At 43.0% G+C, this 20,685-nt stretch carries 11 protein-coding genes; 6 read left to right on the forward strand and 5 right to left on the reverse strand.

Going from position 1 to position 20,685, the window contains the following annotated elements; all coding sequences use genetic code 11:
• Positions 1-80 precede the first annotated feature (80 nt).
• A complete protein-coding gene (locus tag V7K69_RS01765; protein WP_041566417.1) occupies positions 81-197 on the forward strand; it encodes a photosystem II reaction center protein I in 117 nt (38 codons plus the stop codon).
• A gap of 136 nt (positions 198-333) precedes the next feature.
• The gene (locus V7K69_RS01770; RefSeq protein WP_335030845.1) at positions 334-3,279 is read left to right on the forward strand and encodes a DUF3769 domain-containing protein; all 2,946 of its coding nucleotides are present in this window, start codon (positions 334-336) and stop codon (positions 3,277-3,279) included.
• A gap of 205 nt (positions 3,280-3,484) precedes the next feature.
• Here V7K69_RS01770 and V7K69_RS01775 read toward each other — a convergent pair whose 3' ends face one another.
• Positions 3,485-3,763, reverse strand: a complete 279-nt coding sequence (locus V7K69_RS01775; RefSeq protein ID WP_335030847.1) for a hypothetical protein — start codon at positions 3,761-3,763, stop codon at positions 3,485-3,487.
• A gap of 219 nt (positions 3,764-3,982) precedes the next feature.
• On the reverse strand, positions 3,983-4,495 hold the full coding sequence (locus tag V7K69_RS01780) for an outer membrane beta-barrel protein (RefSeq protein ID WP_335030848.1): 513 nt from the start codon (positions 4,493-4,495) through the stop codon (positions 3,983-3,985).
• A 608-nt stretch (positions 4,496-5,103) separates the two neighbouring features.
• Between V7K69_RS01780 and V7K69_RS01785 the strand changes: the two genes are divergently transcribed.
• From V7K69_RS01785 to V7K69_RS01795, 3 genes are all read left to right on the forward strand, one after another.
• Complete coding sequence (locus V7K69_RS01785; RefSeq protein WP_335030850.1) at positions 5,104-5,838, forward strand: hypothetical protein; 735 nt, start codon at positions 5,104-5,106, stop codon at positions 5,836-5,838.
• A 173-nt stretch (positions 5,839-6,011) separates the two neighbouring features.
• The gene (locus V7K69_RS01790) at positions 6,012-12,422 is read left to right on the forward strand and encodes a CARDB domain-containing protein (RefSeq protein WP_335030852.1); all 6,411 of its coding nucleotides are present in this window, start codon (positions 6,012-6,014) and stop codon (positions 12,420-12,422) included.
• Positions 12,423-12,484: 62 nt separating this feature from the next.
• The gene (locus tag V7K69_RS01795; protein ID WP_335030855.1) at positions 12,485-13,216 is read left to right on the forward strand and encodes a PEP-CTERM sorting domain-containing protein; all 732 of its coding nucleotides are present in this window, start codon (positions 12,485-12,487) and stop codon (positions 13,214-13,216) included.
• Between the two features lie 203 nt (positions 13,217-13,419).
• Here the strand turns inward: V7K69_RS01795 and murJ are convergent, their stop codons facing one another.
• Positions 13,420-15,024, reverse strand: coding sequence for a murein biosynthesis integral membrane protein MurJ (gene murJ / locus V7K69_RS01800; RefSeq protein ID WP_335030857.1), 1,605 nt, complete (start codon positions 15,022-15,024; stop codon positions 13,420-13,422).
• Positions 15,025-15,414: 390 nt separating this feature from the next.
• Between murJ and V7K69_RS01805 the strand changes: the two genes are divergently transcribed.
• Entirely contained in the window at positions 15,415-18,438 is a 3,024-nt protein-coding gene (locus tag V7K69_RS01805) for a GAF domain-containing sensor histidine kinase (RefSeq protein ID WP_335030859.1), read from the forward strand.
• A gap of 72 nt (positions 18,439-18,510) precedes the next feature.
• Here the strand turns inward: V7K69_RS01805 and V7K69_RS01810 are convergent, their stop codons facing one another.
• A complete protein-coding gene (locus V7K69_RS01810; protein WP_335031013.1) occupies positions 18,511-19,017 on the reverse strand; it encodes a pentapeptide repeat-containing protein in 507 nt (168 codons plus the stop codon).
• Between the two features lie 64 nt (positions 19,018-19,081).
• Positions 19,082-20,602 (reverse strand): LCP family protein, encoded by a 1,521-nt coding sequence (locus V7K69_RS01815; protein WP_335030861.1) that lies wholly within the window; start codon positions 20,600-20,602, stop codon positions 19,082-19,084.
• Between the last annotated feature and the right edge of the window lie 83 nt (positions 20,603-20,685).

A 20,685-nucleotide genomic window follows, 5' to 3' on the forward strand; every position in this document is an offset into this window, starting at 1 on the left:
TAATATAAAGTAGCTATCTTTTCTGCATGGCAGATCCTCAAAGAAAAGCTTTCTTTGTTTTACCCGTTGGAGATATTTCTATGCTGACTTTAAAAATCGCTGTTTATATTGTTGTTGCCTTCTTCGTAACTATCTTCATCTTCGGATTTTTGTCGAACGATCCTGCTCGTAACCCCGGCCGTCGGGACTTAGAGTAAAAGGGCGATAAATCATCCGCAACTTTGGAAGGCGGAAAATACTAAACGCCACAGAAACTTACTAAGCGAAATTTAGTAAGTTTCTTCCTCCAGGTAGCTTGCTGTAGGTAGCAGAAGGCGACAGTCGGAAGGCAGAATGTATAGTTTATCCTTCCGTCCGTCATTTGGCTGTTTGTTAGCCCGATTTTGCTCACTTATGCTTCATCCAGTTCTGCCACCCAATCCGCCTCCTATCCTCGAATCTTTACAACCTGTAAATCCCACCTCATCTGCTAGTCATACAAAGTTTCTTTCAGTTGTAGAAACTGGAATGCAGGAAAAGACAGACAAATCCAAGCAGTCTAAGGATTTGCCTGAGTTGTCAATTACGGGTGACACCAAAAGTAATTCGCCATTGCCAACTCCCATCAATTCAACTCAGGATGACTCGGTAGTTGCCGAAACTTCCTCTGTACCCCATCCACCAGAAACCTTCCCACCAAAAATTTCCCCCATTACTGACTCTGGAAGTGCTGAACTTTTGGGGAAATCGCTGATTGTTGGTTATCCAACGCAGGATATTAAAACCTCTAATGGCCATCCGAGCGTCGAACGCCGCCGCTCAGAGCTTCTCCTAAGAGCGGCGTTACGCAAACGGGAGACGCAAATAGAAGCCGCTGCATTGTCAAAAAAAGTTGGAGCGGAGCCTTCTCTAAATACAAAACCTGAACCTTCTCAAAAACTCGGTGATCAAGGTGTAACGACAAGCCGCTTCTCTACGAGAGGCTTCGCCAATGCGTCTACGCTAAATCCCAATTCTATTGGTAGAGAAAAACAAACCTTTTTGGACTCTCTACGATTGAACTATAGGGTCTCTCCAAGTCCCCTTGTCGCCCAATCTCCGCCTTCTATTCCAGTTGTCCCCAGGGTTACAACCAGCAATAAGTTAGTCGAATCCAAGGCGGAAATTTTAGCTAAGAAGTTAGGCCAGCAAAGACAGCTAAGTGACATTACTGCGCCACAGTCTTCACAAAGAGACAATATCTCTCTATCTGCTGCCGATCTTGCACCAAGTTCTCAATCAGTACAAAATTTTATAAAATTCCAGTCTCGTAATCCGACAAAGCAACTCCCAACGCCCATCACTGTAGAATTCAGTTCTCAAGTCCAACAACAAACTCAAGCGCCAACATCTACACCACCAGTAAATACCACCAATCAGCCACAAGCACCAGCTAGCAAACCGCCAGCCAAACCGAGAATTGTCGAAGTCACTTCAGATCGGCAAGAGTATGACGAGCAACGGCGAATTATTACAGCTGTTGGAAATGTAGTTGTGCGATTTGATGGCGCGGTGGTGGATGCCGATCGCTTGCAAGTTAATTTAGACAACTTAATTGCTGCCGGAGAAGGCAACGTAACTTTAACCAGGGGCGATCAAATACTGCGTGGACAACGCTTTACCTATAACTTTGTTCAAGATAATGGAGAACTCTTAAATGGTAGAGGAGAAATTTATGTGCCCTCAGCACAAACAGATTTTGCTTTCTCACCCATAGATGCAGCTGCTGGTGGAGTAACAAAACGTCCGCCTAGCGATCGCATTAGAGCCAATCAACCCCTTTCTGGTGTAAGCAGCCCTGGAGGAATTGATTTTACAGTCGGGGGTCAGGCTGATGCTAGCAACCTCTCACCCCCGAAAACAGGAGGTGTAGTCAATCGGCTCAGATTTGAAGCTGAACACATTGACTTCTATCCCCAAGGCTGGCAAGCAAGAGATGTCCGCATCACCAATGATCCTTTTTCGCCTCCAGAACTAGAGTTACGCGCAGATACAGTAACTCTGACACGAGAAACACCCTTGGTAGACCGCATTAGAACACAGCGACAGCGTTTGGTATTGGATCAAAGAATCTCCTTACCAATTCCGGTGAATCAGCAGACGATTGACCGCCGAGAGCGGGACGTTACACCTGCAATAGTTTCTCCCGGCTATGATGGAGATAAGCGGGGTGGTTTGTATATTGAGCGTGGCTTTCCAGTGATCGATACAGAGAAGACAAGCTGGACAATCACGCCTCAGTTACTAGTACAGAGAGGTGTGCAAGAAGGTATAGGTAACTTAGGCTCACTATTTGCTGTCAAGACAAAGGTAAATTCTGTTTTGAGTCCACGAGCAGTAATTCAAGGAACTGGGGAGTTAACCAGTTTTGACTTTGACAAGGTAGAAGACAATTTGCGGATAAATTTGGGATTGCGTCAGATAATAGGCACTTCCCTTCCTCATCTCTTGAATGTGCAATATAATTACCGCGATCGCCTCTACAACGGTACTCTCGGTTTTCAAACTGTCCAGAGCAGTTTTGGGGGCATTATTACCTCTCCTGTGATTCCTTTAGGAAAAAGTGGCATCAACCTCACCTATCAGGGAAGCGCTCAGTATATCGATGCTAATACCGATCGTCAAGACTTACTAGAACCCATACGGGAAAACGATCGCATTTCACTAGGTCGTTTCCAAGCTAGTGCTGACCTCAGTACTGGGGTATTACTGTGGCAGGGAAAACCATTACCACCCACTGCCACTGAGGGATTAAGATACACGGCTAACCCTGTAGTTCCTTACTTGCAAGCGATCGCAGGACTTACGGGCACTACGAGTTATTACAGCAATGGTGATAACCAAAGCACCCTAACTGCGAGAATTGGTTTACAAGGACAAGTTGGTCATTTTTCTCGCCCTTTTTTCGACTATACCGCCTTTAATATTAGTTTCTCTCAAGGCTTAAATAACGGATTATCACCCTTTTTATTTGATCGCTCCGTTGATAACAAAGTTTTGACTGCTGGGATATCACAGCAAATCTACGGCCCTTTTCGCTTAGGCTTTCAAACATCTGTTAACTTAGATACTGGTAGAGAAAGCAGTACTGATTATATTTTAGAATATAGCCGTCGCACCTATGGCATCACCTTGCGTTACAATCCAGTCTTGGAATTAGGCGGCTTTAGCATCCGAATTAGTGATTTTAACTGGGGTGGTGGCACCGATCCATTTTCTGAAGTTAAACCAGTAGTAAACGGTGTGCAACAGAGTTATTAATAAGACAATACATTTCAGTTAAGCCCGAAATCCTTTGTAGAGACGTTGCATTGCAACGTCTCTACAGACCTAAAATCAATACCAAAAATCCTTAACCCAAGCGTATTGATTAATAAGAAGCATTCAGAATTCTGAATTACCATCATCAAGTTGCTAAAATCTCTGCTTGTGGAAGAATAAATCCGCATCAGGTTGAAGTACAGCCTCACATAGAATCGGTATGAGGAATCGCACAATGCGTTGATGCACCCCCAGGTATTCTCAGGTTGGCATAGTCGCCGCTTAATTGAACACGTGAAGGTGGTTGGTGTAGGACTGCACAGCATCTTTGAACTGCGGCTTGATATTCTCGCCATTGCTTACGGATTGCAATACTGGCGGCATCGTTACCTAAGTCTGAAAATCTTAGCCCAGCCCGAATTAGCCAAGATTCTACATCTGTTGTTTCACCCAGTATTTCTGGAATGGGATTAATCTTTTCCATGAGTAATATCTTTTAGGCATATTTAAAATCGGCCATTTAACTTTAAGAAAAACTATTAATAATGACCAACATAATTGGTTATCAAAATCATAAATAAAAATGATTAAAAAATGTGTCATATCTGAGTAAGAATGCTCAGATATGACAGAGTAAATTCTATTACGGCTGGTAAACATTATCCTTTAGCTTGTGAATAAGCTGTCTCCTAGCTCGTAATCACTAGAAGCGATAGCCTAATCCAGCTTGGAAGCTGACAGCATCAGCATCACTATTTCTGTAGGCATCAATGCCCCATTTAGTATCGCCATAAGCAATAACATTATTGCTAACTTCTGATTCAATACCAAGGGTGACTACAGGTGAATTCCGATTGCCCAATGGGGTTTTTTGACCTTCTTCAGTTACAAAAGAATAACCACCACCGAAGTAAACGTTAGTGTTTCTGGCGATCGGCGCATCGTAAGTGACGATGGGCATAATTGCAGCAGCATCACCACCATACAGAACAGAACCCCGCAGCGAAACAGGTGCATTGGGAAGGGCGTAACGTCCTTGAATATTCCCTCCAATTTGGGCTTCATCGTTTCCTTGTCCGCCACTGGTTGCACCAACTGCAACACCAGCACCAATATAATTACCGTTTGTACCGGCTGTTTGAGCAGAAGCAATTCCCGCCGAGAAAACAATGGAAGCAACAGCAAATGCAGAGGCAGCTAATTTTGTAAGTTTCATAGAATTCTTCTCACTAGAGTTAGGTAAAATCAATGTTCTCTACTACTAGAATCTCTTTTTTTACAAAATGTAACCTCGCACACCTGGTTCACCCTACTGGCTGAATTATTTCTCACCCACTTGGGTGTACCAACTGAAAAGTCCAAATGATAATTATTGCTAAAAAAACATTGATGTAGACGAGATATAAATTAAAGCCGCAGATCCCCGACTTCTTAAATAAATCGGGGATCTTGTTTATATGGGATTATTGAGAGTTGTTTAGACAGTTGCACTTCACTTAAAATTTATATTTCCAGGAATAATTTTCAAAAATGCTTTTTATAGAAAGAATCAGTAAATATATACCGATTCTGCATAAATTACTTAAGTAGTTATGTTATATGAATAGATGAATATCATGAATAATAATCCCAGTTTTACTGAGATTATTCTTTGATGACTAATTATTAACAAATAGAGGACTTCATAAAATATTGAAGTCAACCAAAACTGCCAAAAATGCGGCTTTTTATTCGATGCAGCCTTAGCAGCAAGTTAGACTGGGTTAATTTTTTAATTAGCTCTGCCCCGATTCAAAATTAAATTTGCACAGAGAAAAAAAGCCAATGAGCCAAAGTCTAAATATTCAAGAAATTGCCATTGCGATCGTAGCGAAACAGTACAACCCGACAATCTTAACTCCAGATTTTCTGAAATATAGTGGCATCGTCCCTATTGAGTGGGAACTTGCTCAACAACCAGTTCTAACGAATTCTAATGCTCAGGTAGTCTTTCAAAACGGTATCAGTATCATTGCACAAGTCAATCGGATTATTTTCACAGAGGTAATTGCCACCAAAGAATCCACAGATGTGGAAATTCCGGCTCTAGTTCGCAAATATGTAGAGACATTGGCGCAAGTAGACTATCAGGGCGTGTCTATTAACTTTCGCGGACACGTCTTCTTTGAGCAGCCAAACAATACAGCACGCAATTATATCTTTGGCACACTGCTGAATCCTGGCCCCTGGCATGAATTTGGTATAGCACCAGTGCAAGCGGCGATGCGGTTTAATTACACCCTAGAAGGGACACAGATGAGCTTGGATATCAATCAAGGAGGATTACAACTGCCAGATCAAACAGTGCGCCCCATCGTATTGTTCACAGCCACTTTTAATCACCCAATCGTTCAAGAAGAACAAAGTCAGCGTCTAGCTGCTCTATCAGAAATAATTACTAACTGGCGGACAGATATAGAGGCTTACAAAGAACTGGTGAACACCAAGTTTCTCAATTCACCATATCAGCTAAATCTAGTACCAAATCAATCCATCATCCCCGCAGTAACGACTTTTTGAGCGCTGTGTGAGGACGAATAGATCAATAAAACCAAACACCACATCCCCACAAGTTGGACTTTATAAAGCAAGGGGGTTGTTCAAAAATCTACTAGATTTTAAGCCCAACCTACGGGGAGATTGGTGTTTATGTTGGAAAAAGCAGCATCTATTAAACAATTGGAAGATTATTGATGAACAATATTGATTTGATAGTGTCTTCTGTGACGGCTCCACTATATGTGACTTTGGGTGAGACGATTCCCATGTCTTGGACAGTCAAAAACCAAAGTACAGATTATGTCTTGGCAAACTACTGGAATGACTATATTTACATTTCCAATGACCAGATATTAGACCAAAGCGATACTTTTCTCTTCTCTAAATATGGAGGACAGAATACGCCTCTAGCAGCCACAGGTAGTTATACAGCCACCGAGAACATTTCTATTCCCAACTCCGTAGCACGAGGTAATATCAGCCGCTACCTGTTATTTGTTACTGATGGAGGAAACAACCAGGGTGAAACCAATGAAACTAACAATGTATTCGCCCAACCTATCACTATAAATGCCCCAGATTTAGTCGTGACAGCAGCTAACGTCCCAATCATGGCTGAATTAGGCGAGACGATTTCTGTATCTTGGACTGTTAAAAACCAAGGTACAGTTTCTGCCTCATCTTACTGGTATGACTTTATTTACATTTCCAATGACCAGTTTTTAGACGACAGCGATAGTTTTGTCCTCTACACAAATTCTGGAAGACCTTTAGCCTCTGGCAGTAGTTATACCGATACCTCAGACATTTTTATTCCCGACGATGTAGGATCTGGCGTTCACTACCTATTATTTGTCGCTGATGGAGGAGAATATTACAACAACCAGCTTGAAACTAACGATGACAATAATGTATTCGCCCAAGCCATCACCATCAATGATCCCCCAGATGTAGATTTAGTTATTACTGCTGCCAATGCCCCAACCATAGCTGGGTTAGGTGAGACAATTTCTGTGTCTTGGACAGTGAAAAACCAAGGTACAGCTTCTACCTCATCTGACTGGTATGACTATATTTACATTTCCGATGACCAGTTCTTTGACGAAAGCGATTTCCGCCTCACTGACGGCTACATAAGAGAGAATAAGCTTCTAGCATCTGGCAGTAGTTATACAATTACCGAGGATATTTCTATTGACAACTTCGTAGCACTGGGCGATCGCTATCTGTTATTTGTTGCTGATCATGACCACTCCCAGGGTGAAACCAATGAAACCAACAATGTATTTGCCCAAGCGATCGCCATAAATAATGCACCAGATTTGGTGGTGACAGCAGCTAATGCTCCAGCCTCGGTTGCATTAAATGAGAGGATTTCCGTGTCTTGGACAGTTAAAAACCAAAGTACAATTTCTGCCAAGGCATACAACTGGTATGACGCAGTTTACATTTCCGATGACCAGTTCTTCGACAACAGCGATACCCAACTCGCCTTCCATGAGAGAAGAGAGAATACGCCTCTAGCGTCTGACAGTAGCTACACAGTTACCCAAGATATTTATATTTCCAACTTTGTAGGCAATCGCTATCTCTTATTTGTCGCTGATAAAGACCACTACCAGGGTGAAACCAATGAAACCAACAATGTATTCGCCCAAGCCATCACCATTGCTGCCCCAGATTTTGTAGTGACAGCAGCTAGTGCCCCAACCACAGCTGCATTAGGTGAGACAATTTCTGTGTCTTGGACTGTTAAAAACCAAGGTACAACTTCTGGCTTTTTCACGACTGACTATATTTACATTTCTAATGACCAGTTCTTCGACTCTAGCGATACCCTCGTCGGTGAATATTCTGGATGGCCTCTAGGATCTGCCAGTAACAATACAGCCACGCAGAACATTTCTATTCCCAACACCGTAGCACCAGGCGATCGCTACTTGTTATTTGTCGCCGATGGACGAAATAACCAGGTTGAAACCAACGAGGACAACAATGTATTCGCCCAAGCCATCACCATAAATGATGCCCCAGATTTAGTCATTACTGCTGCCAATGCCCCAACCACGGCGGCATTAGGTGAAACGATTTCTGTATCTTGGACAGTTAAAAACCAAGGTCTAGTTTCTGCCTCATCTAACTGGTATGACTATATTTACATTTCCGATGACCAGTTCTTTGACTACAGCGATACCTATCTCAGCCGCCGCGATGCAGCAGAAAATACGCCTCTAGCATCTGGGGGGAGTTATACAGCCACCCAGGACATTTCTATTTTTAACTTTCTCCAAAAAATAGCAACAGGCGATCGCTACCTATTATTTGTCGCTGATGGAGGAGGATATTTAGACGAAAATCAGATTGAAACCAATGAAACTAACAATGTATTCGCCCAAGCCATCACTATTGCTGCCCCAGATTTAGTCATTACTACCGCCAATGCCCCAACTACGGCTGTATTAGGTGAGACGATTTCTGTATCTTGGACAGTTAAAAATCAAGGTACAGTTTCCGCCTTAGCTGATTGGTATGACACAGTTTACATTTCCGATGACCAGTTCTTAGACAACAGTGATCGCCAACTAGCCAGCCGCTATGCAGCAGAAGATACGCCTCTAGCATCTGGGGGGAGTTATACAGCTACCCAAGACATTTATCTTGACTCTTATGTAGGAACAGGTCGCTACCTGTTATTTGTCACCGATGGATACAACTACCAGGTTGAAACCAATGAAACTAACAATGTATTCGCCCAAGCAATTACTATAAATGCCCCAGATTTGGTGGTGACAGCAGCTAGTGCCCCAACTACGGCTGCATTAGGTGAGACGATTTCTGTATCTTGGACTGTTAAAAACCAAGGTCTAGTTTCTGCTTTCACTGACTGGTATGACGGAGTTTACATTTCCGATGACCAATTCTTAGACAATAGCGATACCGCGCTCACCGAGCGTTATGCAGGAGAGGATACGCCTCTAGCATCTGAGGGAAGTTATACAGCTACCAAGGATATTTTTATTCCCAACTCCGTAGGAACAGGCGATGTCTACGACGGGCTGCGCCAACGCTACCTATTATTTGTCGCTGATACAGAATACTTCGGCAACAACCAGGGTGAAACCAATGAAACTAACAATGTATTCGCCCAGGCCATCACCATAGGTACTCCAGATTTGGTGATTACTGCTGCCAATGCCCCAACCACCGCGGCATTAAATGAGACGATTTCTGTATCTTGGACTGTTAAAAACCAAGGTCTAGTTTCTGCTTTCGCTAACTGGTATGACTATGTTTACATTTCTGATGACCAATTCTTCGACGAAAGTGATACCTATCTCACCGGCTACGATACAAGAGAGAATACACCTTTAGCATCTGGGGGAAGTTATACAGCCACCCTGGATATTTCTATTGGTGGCTATGGCTATGTAGCAACAGGTGATCGCTATCTGTTATTTGTCACTGATGCAGAAAGGGGATGGTCTGGCGATGGCGACAACCAGGGTGAAACCAACGAGGACAATAATGTATTCGCCCAAGCAATCACCATTGCTGCCCCAGATTTGGTGATTACTGCTGCCAATGCCCCAACCACGGCTGCATTAAATGAGACGATTTCTGTATCTTGGACTGTTAAAAACCAAGGTATAGTTTCTGCTTTCGCTGACTGGTATGACTATATTTACATTTCCGATGACCAGTTCTTCGATGATAGCGATACCCAACTCACCAACCGCTATGCAGGAGAGGATACGCCTCTAATATCTGGGGGTAGTTATACAGCTACCCACGATATTTCTATTTTCAACTCCGTAGCAACAGGCGATCGCTACCTCTTATTTGTCGCTGATAGAGGCTACAACAACCAGGCTGAAACCAACGAGGACAACAATGTATTCGCTCAAGCTATCACCATAAATGCTCCAGATTTAATCGTGACAGCAGCAAATGCCCCAACCACCGCGGCATTAAATGAGACGATTTCTGTATCTTGGACTGTTAAAAACCAAGGTCTAGTTTCTGCTTTCGCTGACTGGTATGACAAAGTTTATATTTCCGATGACCAGTTCTTCGACGAAAGCGATACCCAACTCACTTACCGCGATACAGGAGAGAATACGCCTCTAGCATCTGGGGGGAGTTATACAGTCACCCAGGACATTTATATTGACAACTCCGTAGCAACTGGCGATCGCTACCTCTTATTTGTCGCCGATGCAGGAGGAGGATGGTCTGGCGACAACCAGGGTGAAACCAACGAGGACAATAATGTATTCGCTCAAGCTATCACCATTGCTGCCCCAGATTTAATCGTGACAGCAGCCAATGCCCCAACTACTGCTGGACTAAATGAGACGATTTCTGTATCTTGGACTGTTAAAAACCAAGGTCTAGTGTCTGCTTTCGCTGACTGGTCTGATACAGTTTACATTTCTGATGACCAGTTCTTAGACTACTTCGATACCTATCTCAGCCGCCGCGATGCAGGAGAGAATACGCCTCTAGCAGCCGCAGATAGTTATACAGCCACCCAAGATATTTCTATTCCTGACTATGTAGGAACAGGCGATGTCTACGACGGGCTGCGCCAACGCTACCTCTTATTTGTCGCTGATAGAGGCTACAACAACCAGGCTGAAACCAACGAGGACAACAATGTATTCGCTCAAGCTATCACCATAAATGCTCCAGATTTAATCGTGACAGCAGCAAATGCCCCAACCACCGCGGCATTAAATGAGACGATTTCTGTATCTTGGACTGTTAAAAACCAAGGTCTAGTTTCTGCTTTCGCTGACTGGTATGACAAAGTTTATATTTCCGATGACCAGTTCTTCGACGAAAGCGATACCCAACTCACTTACCGCGATACAGGAGAGAATACGCCTCTAGCATCTGGGGGGAGTTATACAGTCACCCAGGACATTTATATTGACAACTCCGTAGCAACTGGCGATCGCTACCTATTATTTGTCACTGATGCAGGAGGAGGATGGTCTGGCGACAACCAGGGTGAAACCAATAAGGATAACAATGTATTCGCTCAAGCCATCACCATTGCTGCCCCAGATTTAGTGGTGACAGCAGCCAATGCCCCAACCACGGCTGCATTAAATGAGACGATTTCTGTATCTTGGACTGTTAAAAACCAAGGTACGGTGTCTGCTTTCGCTAACTGGTATGACTATGTTTACATTTCCGATGACCAGTTCTTCGACTACAGCGATACTTATCTCACCAGCCGCTATGCAGCAGAGGAAACGCCTCTAGCAGCCGCAGATAGTTATACAGCCACCCAGGACATTTCTATTCCCAACTATATAGCAACAGGCGATCACTATCTGTTATTTGTCGCTGATAGGGGATACTACGGCGGCAACTACCAGGGTGAAACCAATAAGGATAACAATGTATTCGCTCAAGCCATCACCATTGCTGCCCCAGATTTGGTGATTACTGCCGCCAATGCCCCAACCACGGCTGCATTAAATGAGACGATTTCTGTATCTTGGACTGTTAAAAACCAAGGTACAGTTTCTGCTTTCGGTAACTGGTATGACTCAATTTACATTTCTGATGACCAATTTTTCGACTACAGCGATACTTATCTCACCAGCCGCTATGCAGCAGAGGAAACGCCTCTAGCAGCAGCAGGTAGTTATACAGTCACCCAGGACATTTATATTCCCAACTATCTAGCAACAGGCGATCGCTACCTATTATTTGTCGCTGATGTAGGAGGAGGATTGTTTGGCGACAACCAGGGTGAAACGAATGAAACTAACAATGTATTCGCCCAAGCCATCACCATTAATACCCCAGATGTAGATTTAGTCATTACTGCCGCCAATGCCCCAACCACTGCTGTATCAAATGAGACGATTTCTGTGTCTTGGACTGTTAAAAACCAAGGTACGGTTCCTGCTTTGGCTGACTGGTATGACGCAGTTTACATTTCTGATGACCAGTTCTTCGACTATAGCGATACTTATCTCACCGATCATTATACAGGAGAGAATACGCCTCTAGCAGCAGCAGGTAGTTATACAGCCACCCAGGACATTTCTATTCCCAACTATCTAGCAACAGGCGATCGCTACCTATTATTTGTCGCTGATAGATACTACTACGGCGACAACTACCAGGGTGAAACAAACGAGAACAATAACATTCAGGCGGTAGCAATTAGCCTGTATGCCCAAGACCAAATTTTTAACGGCACATCTAGTCGTGATACCCTAACGGGTAACGATAGCAACAACCTGATCACTGGTTTACAAGGGGCAGATACCCTTACAGGTGGTGCTGGCAGCGATCGCTTTGTCTATACCAGTAGCCGCGATGCTGGAGATACAATTACTGATTTTGTCGCTGCTACGGACAAGATTGACTTGACCAAACTATTGCAGAGCTTTAGCCTGGATAGCCTTAATTATGAGACTGCAACCACCCAAGGTTACTTAAGTTTTGGGACTCTCTTAAGCAATACTACTGTCCTAATTGACATAGATGGCACAGCAGGTCGCGCTCGTCCTACACAGTTGTTGACTGTACAAGGTCTATCTCAAAGCACCCTAGCTCAATCTGATAACTTCCTGCTCTAACTGTCATTAGTCATGTGTCCTTTGTCACTTGTAAATACAAACCTATTTCATCAGAGAATCTCATGAACATTTCCACATTTATCAAACATTCAACTTTCAAAGTCGGTCTTGTCAGCCTTGCCACTTTGGGAAGTTTGGCAATGACTATCACCTCCTCTGTCGCTGTCCAATTAGATTTCAGCAGTTGGCAAAAAATTGGTGATGTTGTTACCCCAGGAAGTAGGGCTAAGTTGTCCACTGCTAGCTTAGAATTTGAAGATGACTATCCCGCTACTGCCGGTACTTTCAATTACTCTGGCACAGCCGCAGGTGATGCAGGTTTATATCCAGATTTGCAAGATTTTCTTGCTTTAGCTGATGCCTCTGCCCTGAATATTGGAGGATTTGCATTGGAGGGGTCTGCAATTAAAAATACACTCACAGTAGCAGATGGTGATGCTTTGAGTTTCGACTGGAACTTCCGCACTAATGAGACAGTTAACAAGGATTTCGCTTTTTTATTGGTGGACAGCACACTGATTAAATTGGCTGATTTCACTGATGTAACCCAAGCTGACAGTCCCTTCCTTCAAGAAACAGGCATTCGTTCCTATACCTTCAGTACTCCTGGAACATACACCCTAGCTTTTGGTGTGGTGGATGTGGATGATTATGTAACTACATCGGCTTTGGAGATTAGCAACGCTAGGCTAGAGAGAGTTCCTGAACCAACTACTATCCTGGGTTTACTTACGGTACTTGGTTGCGGCGCAACTATAGGACGGGTAAGAAAAAAATGTCTACTTAAATACTAAGCTGTTCGCAAAACTGCATAGGTTTTGAATATTGGTAAGTTGGGTTGAAGCTTTGCCAAACCCAACAAACCGCGCAAAATGTTGGGTTTCCTTCCTCAACCCAACCCAATACTATTGAGAGTGTCTATATCATGTCCGGGCAACATCTGTATATACATTTGAGTATTTTTTCTAGCTACTTTTTGTCTAAGTCCCAATAACAGTTATTTTTTCAAAAAGCGTCGGCGTAGGTGAGATATAAAAGTATTCACCTCTGGTATTCTCATCCAGGAAGCGATCGCAGTAAACACTGCAATCCCCACAAAGCCAGATACACACAACTGCAATACCAAAATTAGTAAACCCGTTTTACCTAGCAACTGCTGAGAACCAACCAATGTCCCATAGCTTGCTACCCCAGCTACCACGCTACCAGCAGCCAAACCCAAAATCGGCAAACCCCACTCACGCCAAGGTAAACCATTGAGTTTGCGATCGAGCAACCACAACAGCATCAACATTGAGCTACAATTTACACCCACTGTTGCTAATACCAAACCGGGAGCGCCAAAAGGTTTAACGAAAAACCAATCCAATAAGATATTGAGCAAGATGTTAAAAATACTGATGCGAAAAGGTGTCTGTCCATCGCCTAAAGCGTAAAATACCCGCACCAAAACATCACGTCCCAAATAGACAAACATCCCAATTCCATAAGCGACTAGCAAGGATGAAACTAGCTGTGTGGCTTCTGGTTTAAAAGCACCGCGTTCATATACCACCTGCACAATGGGTACAGATAATGCCACCATCAGCGCCCCTAGCGGTAGCATGGTGAAGGCAGTGAGTAGCAGTCCTTGGCGAATGCGTAACTTTAAATCTGGCCAATTTTCGGGTCCAGCAAGTTTGGCAAATATCGGTAACAGGGGCAGTAAAATGATATTAGAAATAATCCCTAACGGAGTTTGAACTAATAAATTCGCATAGTTAAATCCTGCCGCCGCACCAGGAATAGGACTAGCAAAATAAAGGTCAGTGGCAACATTAATTGGCATCATTCCAGAGGAAACTGTTGCCGGAGTCATGATTTTAATTACTTCTTGAACGCCTGGGGATTTAAAATCAAACCGCAGGCGTAATGTACCTAACCCTAACCGCCACTGGACAATTAGCTGCACTAACCACTGGAGAATTGCTCCTGCTAAGGTTCCCCAAGCTAAGACCATTCCACCAATTAAAGCGTACTCCGGCTTAATAATATCCTTGCCCAGTTGCATCGCCAGGATACCAAGACCGATAACAACGGTAATACTAGATAATAAGGGACTAATTGAGAGTAACCAATATTGATTGGCTGCATTCAGAGTACCGAAGCCGATGCCAATTAAACCAGCAAATAAAGCCATCGGGGCCATAATGCGGAGTTGTTGAATGGCGATCGCTCTGGTTGTCGCTTCCAAACCATGACCGACTATATCAACGATCGCATCCGCAAATAAAACTTGAGCCACTGTCACCAGCAACAGTACTCCAGCCACCAGCGTTGTCACGGTTTCCACTAAAGGAGCCGCTTCATCTCGCCGTCGCTTGGCTAAAACGCTGACAACTGCACTGTGTAATGGCCCATTTACACCACCGAGTAAGATCAATAGAAAGCCAGGAATGATATAGGCGTAGCTATAGGCGGTAGCCGCAGCACCAACACCAAAAGCCGCAGCGATCGCTTGCTGCCGCACTAAACCGAAGACTTTACTAATTAATGTGGCTGCGGCAACAATGCCAGCAATTCCAGCGAAAGAACGAGAGGGTTTTTGGTCTTGTTGTGTCACGAATATTACCCGACAACTCTTGCAGAGTGCATATTTTAAAACATTTAACCTGAAATTCCGCAGTCTGTCAGGTAAATTTTGGCAAATCAGTCATTAGTTTATAGTCATTTTAAGGGCGATGCCTGCGATCGCAATGTGAATTAATCGAATTATCTCTTAGTACGCGCTAGAGCCTTTGACTAAAAACCTTGAATTATTCATATCTTTTGTTGTAGACAAGCCAAAATTATTTTTAACCCATTACGAGGATAGATCGAGAAAGGGGAACTATAACAACAGCCAGCTTCTAGGAAATAGCTTAAAACTGTAAAATTTTGCAGTTTTGAACTGTTTTAACTCATAAAGTTTGGTATTAGGAACCCTTGTATAAAAACGATAAAATCCTGAGCAATGGAACCCAATTCAAATTTCACAGAAAATCAACTTCTATTGTCAAGCGCTCAACTTCAAGAGCAGCTAGATCAACAAAAGGCTCTGGCGAGTGTAATTGTGCGAATTCGGGAGTCTCTTGACTTAGAAACCATTTTTCAAACTACCGCTACAGAAGTACGTCTACTGCTCAATGCTGACCGTGTAGCTGTTTTCCAGTTTGACCTAGAAAAAGACTGGGAAGGAGAATTTGTTTCTGAAGATGTTGCGCCTGGTTGGACTTCGGCGTTAGAAGTAAAAGTTTACGACCATTGCTTTGGAGAACAATTTGCTTCCAGTTATCAACAAGGTCGAGTTCAAGCAGTAGCCGATATTTATAATGCCGGACTGAGTGATTGTCATGCCGCAATTTTGAGTAAATTTCAGGTCAAGGCCAATCTTGTTGTCCCTTTATCCCGCCAGAAAGAACTGTGGGGATTGCTTTGCATTCATCAGTGCGGTGAGGCTCGTAACTGGAAAGAATCGGAAATTGAATTTATTCGTCAAATTGCTGACCATCTGACAGTTGCGATTCAACAAGCAAAGCATCTTCACGAAGTGCAATTGCAAGCTGCAAAATTGGCTCAAGCGGCTCAACGCGACCAAGTAATTGCTCAGATTGTCGATAAAATTCGCTCACCCCTTAATATTGAAACCACCCTTAAAACCACGACTCAAGAAATACGCAAGCTGTTGCAAGCTGACCGAGTTGCCATCTTTAGCTTTAATGCCGATTGGAGTGGTAACTTTGTCGCTGAATCATTTGCTGAAGGTTGGACTCCCTTAGTTGGTGTTCAGCCGACAATTTTTGATACTTATTTACAACAGACACAAGGCGGACGTTATGTTGACAACGAGACATTTACAGTCAATGACATTTACCAAGCTGGATTAACAGACTGTCATGTAACCTTGTTGGAGCAATTCCAGGCAAAAGCCTTTGCAACTGCTCCTATTCTTCAAGGAGACAAACTTTGGGGAGTTATTGCTGCTTACCAAAATGTCTCACCTAGACAGTGGCAATCTTATGAAGTCGAATCACTAACCAAAATCGGCACACAAATTGGTGTGGCACTGCGACACTATAAGTTGCTGGCACACGCTCAGTACCAAGCAGAGCAACAAAAGACATTAACTAGCGTGATTACTCGAATTCGAGAGTCCCTAGATTTAGATACAATCTTCCAAACAACTGTCACTGAGGCGCGGAAAATGCTGCAAGCAGACCGAGTGGCAGTCTTTCAGTTTGACCCACAAAAAGATTGGGAAGGAGAATTTATTTCTGAGGATGTTGTAGCTGAGTGTAACTCGGTAGTAGCAGAAAAAGTTTATGATTATTGCTTCGGTGAAAACTTTGTCCACCTTTACGCCCAAGGGCGGGTAAATGCGATCGCTGATATTTATCAAGCAAAGTTTCCAGGTTGCTACGTCCAAATCCTAGAAAAATTTCAGGTGCGGGCAAATCTGGTCGCACCTCTATTGAAAAAAGGTGAACTTTGGGGATTACTGTGTATTCATCAATGCACTGCTTCTCGTCATTGGCAACCCTCTGAAATTGAATTTGCCAGTCAAATAGCCGAGCAATTGGGAGTCGCATTAAAACAGGATTCTTATTTAAAGCAAGTTCAAATGCAGGTTATCCAGTTAGCGGAAGCCACTGAACGCGAGAAAGCAATGGAACGTCAAGAATTGCTAGCTGCAACCATTGATAAAATCCGCCAATCACTTGATATTAAAACTATTTTTAGAACCACTACTCAAGCTGTGCGAGAGTTACTCGAAGTCGAGCGAGTTGCAATCTACCGCTTCAACGCGGATTGGAGCGGTAAATTTGTGGCAGATTCTTTTAAAGATGGTTGGAAAGCTGTTGCACAAGCCCAACCAATGATTATAAAGACCTTTGAGGATACAGATGATGATAATGAACTGCCACGCAACGAAACTTTTGTTCCCATTCGACAAGGTGAGAAATTATGGGGATTATTAGTTGCTTATCAAAATTCGCAACCGCGCTACTGGAAAGAAGAAGAAGTTAATTTACTAGCTCAAGTAGCTGTGCAATTTGGAATTGCAATTCAGCAAGCAGAATTACTCGAACAAACCAAACGTCAAACCTTAGAACTGACTCAAGCCCTGCAAGAATTAAAACAAACTCAGACCCGGTTAATTCAGGGTGAAAAAATGGCAGGTTTAGGACAACTACTTGCTGGAGTCGCTCATGAAATTAACAATCCTGTGAGTTTTATTTTTGGCAATCTTATACATTTAGAAGAATATACTCAAGAACTGCTGAATGCAGTGAAACTTTACCGTCAAAACTCTTCCCTATCGCCAACTATCCAAAAAGAAATTGACATTGACAATCATGATTTGGATTTTATCATTGAAGATTTACCCAAAACTCTTGATTCAATGAAAGTAGGAACAGAGCGAATTCATGAGATTGTACTATCACTGCGAAACTTCTCTCGTACAGATGAAGCTGAATTGAAGGCAGTAGATATTCATGAGGGATTAGATAGTACTTTGCTGATTTTAGGGCATCGGCTCAAAAACAATAATCAACGCCCAGTTATTGAGATTGTTAAAGAATATGCTACTTTACCTTTGCTCGAATGCTATCCCTCGCAATTAAATCAAGTGTTTATGAATCTGTTGAGCAACAGTATTGATGCGTTGGAGGAAAAGTTTAAAGCTATACAGCAAAGGTATTTGAAGTTATCTCAAAAGTGTCCGATGATACCTTTAACCATCTGGATTAGTACGCAAACCATTAATAACCAGATTGTAATTAGAATAGCTGATAATGGTCTGGGAATTCCAGAAGAAGTGCGATCGCATATATTTGATCCCTTCTTTACTACTAAAGGGCTAGGTAAAGGTACTGGCTTAGGATTATCTATCAGTTATCAAATAGTAGTTGAAAAACATCATGGTCAAATTAAATGTTCTTCTAAACCGGGAGAAGGAACTGAGTTTTTGATTGAAATTCCTAGCAATAATTAGAGGCGACTAATTTTTGACAATTCTCAGTCAATCGCTAAAATATCTCTTTTTTATGCTCAACGCTGAGATTCTTTACTTACAACCCAAACTATCTCGCGTTGACATACCCGTAACCGGATTTACCCCATCAGCTCTTTCACACATTAGTGACACTTGATAACGATCAATCAAAGCGTCGGTAAAATCAGCACCTGTAATTTCGGCATCGAAAAAACGGCTGCGGGTCAAAGTTGCTTCTGTAAAAATGGCATTTTTCAGGTTAGCACCATCCATAGTGACGCGATCGACTAAAGCGCCGCTCAAGTTCGCGCCTTCCAAATTTGCTTTTAACAAAACTCCTTTAGTGAGAATTGCATTGGTTAAATTCGCTCCTTGGAAATTTGTCCCCCGCATTTCTGCTGCGACAAAAGTCACACCTGCTAAATCAGCATGAGAGAAATCACGATTTTCTAAATTTATATTGTTGTAGTTGATTGTGTTGAGTTGAGCAAAAGCCGGTTTAGGATTAAGTATTATCCAGCAAAATGCTAGTATCAAAATTACAATCAAACCTAAAAAGCGTAGTAAAATCTTTTTCATAACTTTATTATTTGTCATTAGTCCTTTGTCATTTGACCAATGACTAATGACTAATGACCAATGACTATTTCCAATCTTTACCAATCCGAATTGTGAGGTCAGATTCTAAATCACCAATGGCTGACACCTCAATTTGACCCAAGCCTAAGACTTTTTGCAAATCAACACCAACTCGCCGATTGCCTTTTTGGACAATAATCTGAGTTTGACGTTGGGTATCTGGCCAATCAGGCACTTTGTAAATTTTAGTAAAGCCTTTCTGTTTAAGATAAGCAATAACTTTTTCAGTTAGCTGAGGTTGATTCGAGGCATTTTGAATAGCAATTTTGAGGTTAGGAACCTGGCGCATATCTGGTTTAAGACCAGGTACATTTACCCCAACATAATCATTCAACAGGCTCTGTTGTCCAGTCATATCTAGCCAATAGCTATCAGGGTCTTTGCTAAAGCGGCTAAACGTACCAGGCAGCACCGTCATTTGGAAATTATCTCGATCTAGGTTGAGACCAAAGTTGACCAACGCCATCATTTCTTCCATCTTCAGGTTGGTGTCAAAGTATTTTCGCATTAAGCGAGTTAATTGAGGCAACCTTGGTAAGATGGTAGGACTATTTAAGCGTTGCAGTAGCGCTGCTGTTAGTGCTTGCTGACGCTGCACTCTTGGCAAATCTCCCAAACCTGGTTCGCGGAACCGCACAAACTGTTCTGCTTGTTCGCCGTTGAGGGTTTGCCAGCCACTGACTAAATTAATCGACAGACGACTGCTGGAGTCTTTATACGTCATTGATTGGGGAACAAAGACCTCTACCCCACCTAACTGATCGACTAACTGTCGTAAGCCGCTAGTAGAAATACGGATGTAGCGATCGATTGGGGCGTTGTTTAAGGTACGGCTAACTACCCGTGCTGCTAAGACTGGGCCGCCTTTAGCATTGGCATCAGATACCTTAGTTAATCCCTTTTCTCCCTTTTCGGGGATGGCAATCATCGTATCTTTGGGAATGGAAAGCACCCGTACAGATTTTTCACCAGGGTTAAGCCGTACTAATAGCATGGAGTCGCTTTTGCCAGCAAAGCTTTCTGGTGAACCATCTACAGTACCGTTAACTGGTTCAATACCCATAATTAAGATATTCATGGGTCGTGAAAGCTGATACTGGGAAAGTTTGCTCCACAACTCCCCTGGTAGCGGTATTTTTAACTCGTCTTTAGTATTGGTTCCTAAATCTTCATCTGTTCGATCGAGATTGCTCCACAAAGGAGTCCACAGCGCTAAACTTGATACTAGCAGCCCAGATAGGATGATGCCGATAACAATCGTCATAATCCACAACAACCAGCGAGGCATGGTTAAGCCCAGTCTCTCGTATATCTGATTGGGAATCGCGCCCACTGATTCGACGACGCTACGATTCGGATTGGCTGGCTGGTTTAGTTCGACATCCTCCTCCTCTGAGTCGGCTACTGGTACAGGCGTTACCTGATTTTCCGTGCGTTGAATTTGCTGCGATCGCACCTCAGTTTCGAATTCTACTACTTGCTGAGATGTAACCGGATTTTCCGACCATTCGACTTGTTTTATCACAATTATCTCCCCACTCAACCACTCCCTAAAAGTATGTTAATCCAAGCTACAGATATTGCCAGTGGAAAGGCTCACTGTAAACT

The sequence above is a fragment of the Nostoc sp. genome, assembly GCF_036917775.1.
Taxonomy (GTDB): Bacteria; Cyanobacteriota; Cyanobacteriia; order Cyanobacteriales; family Nostocaceae; genus Nostoc.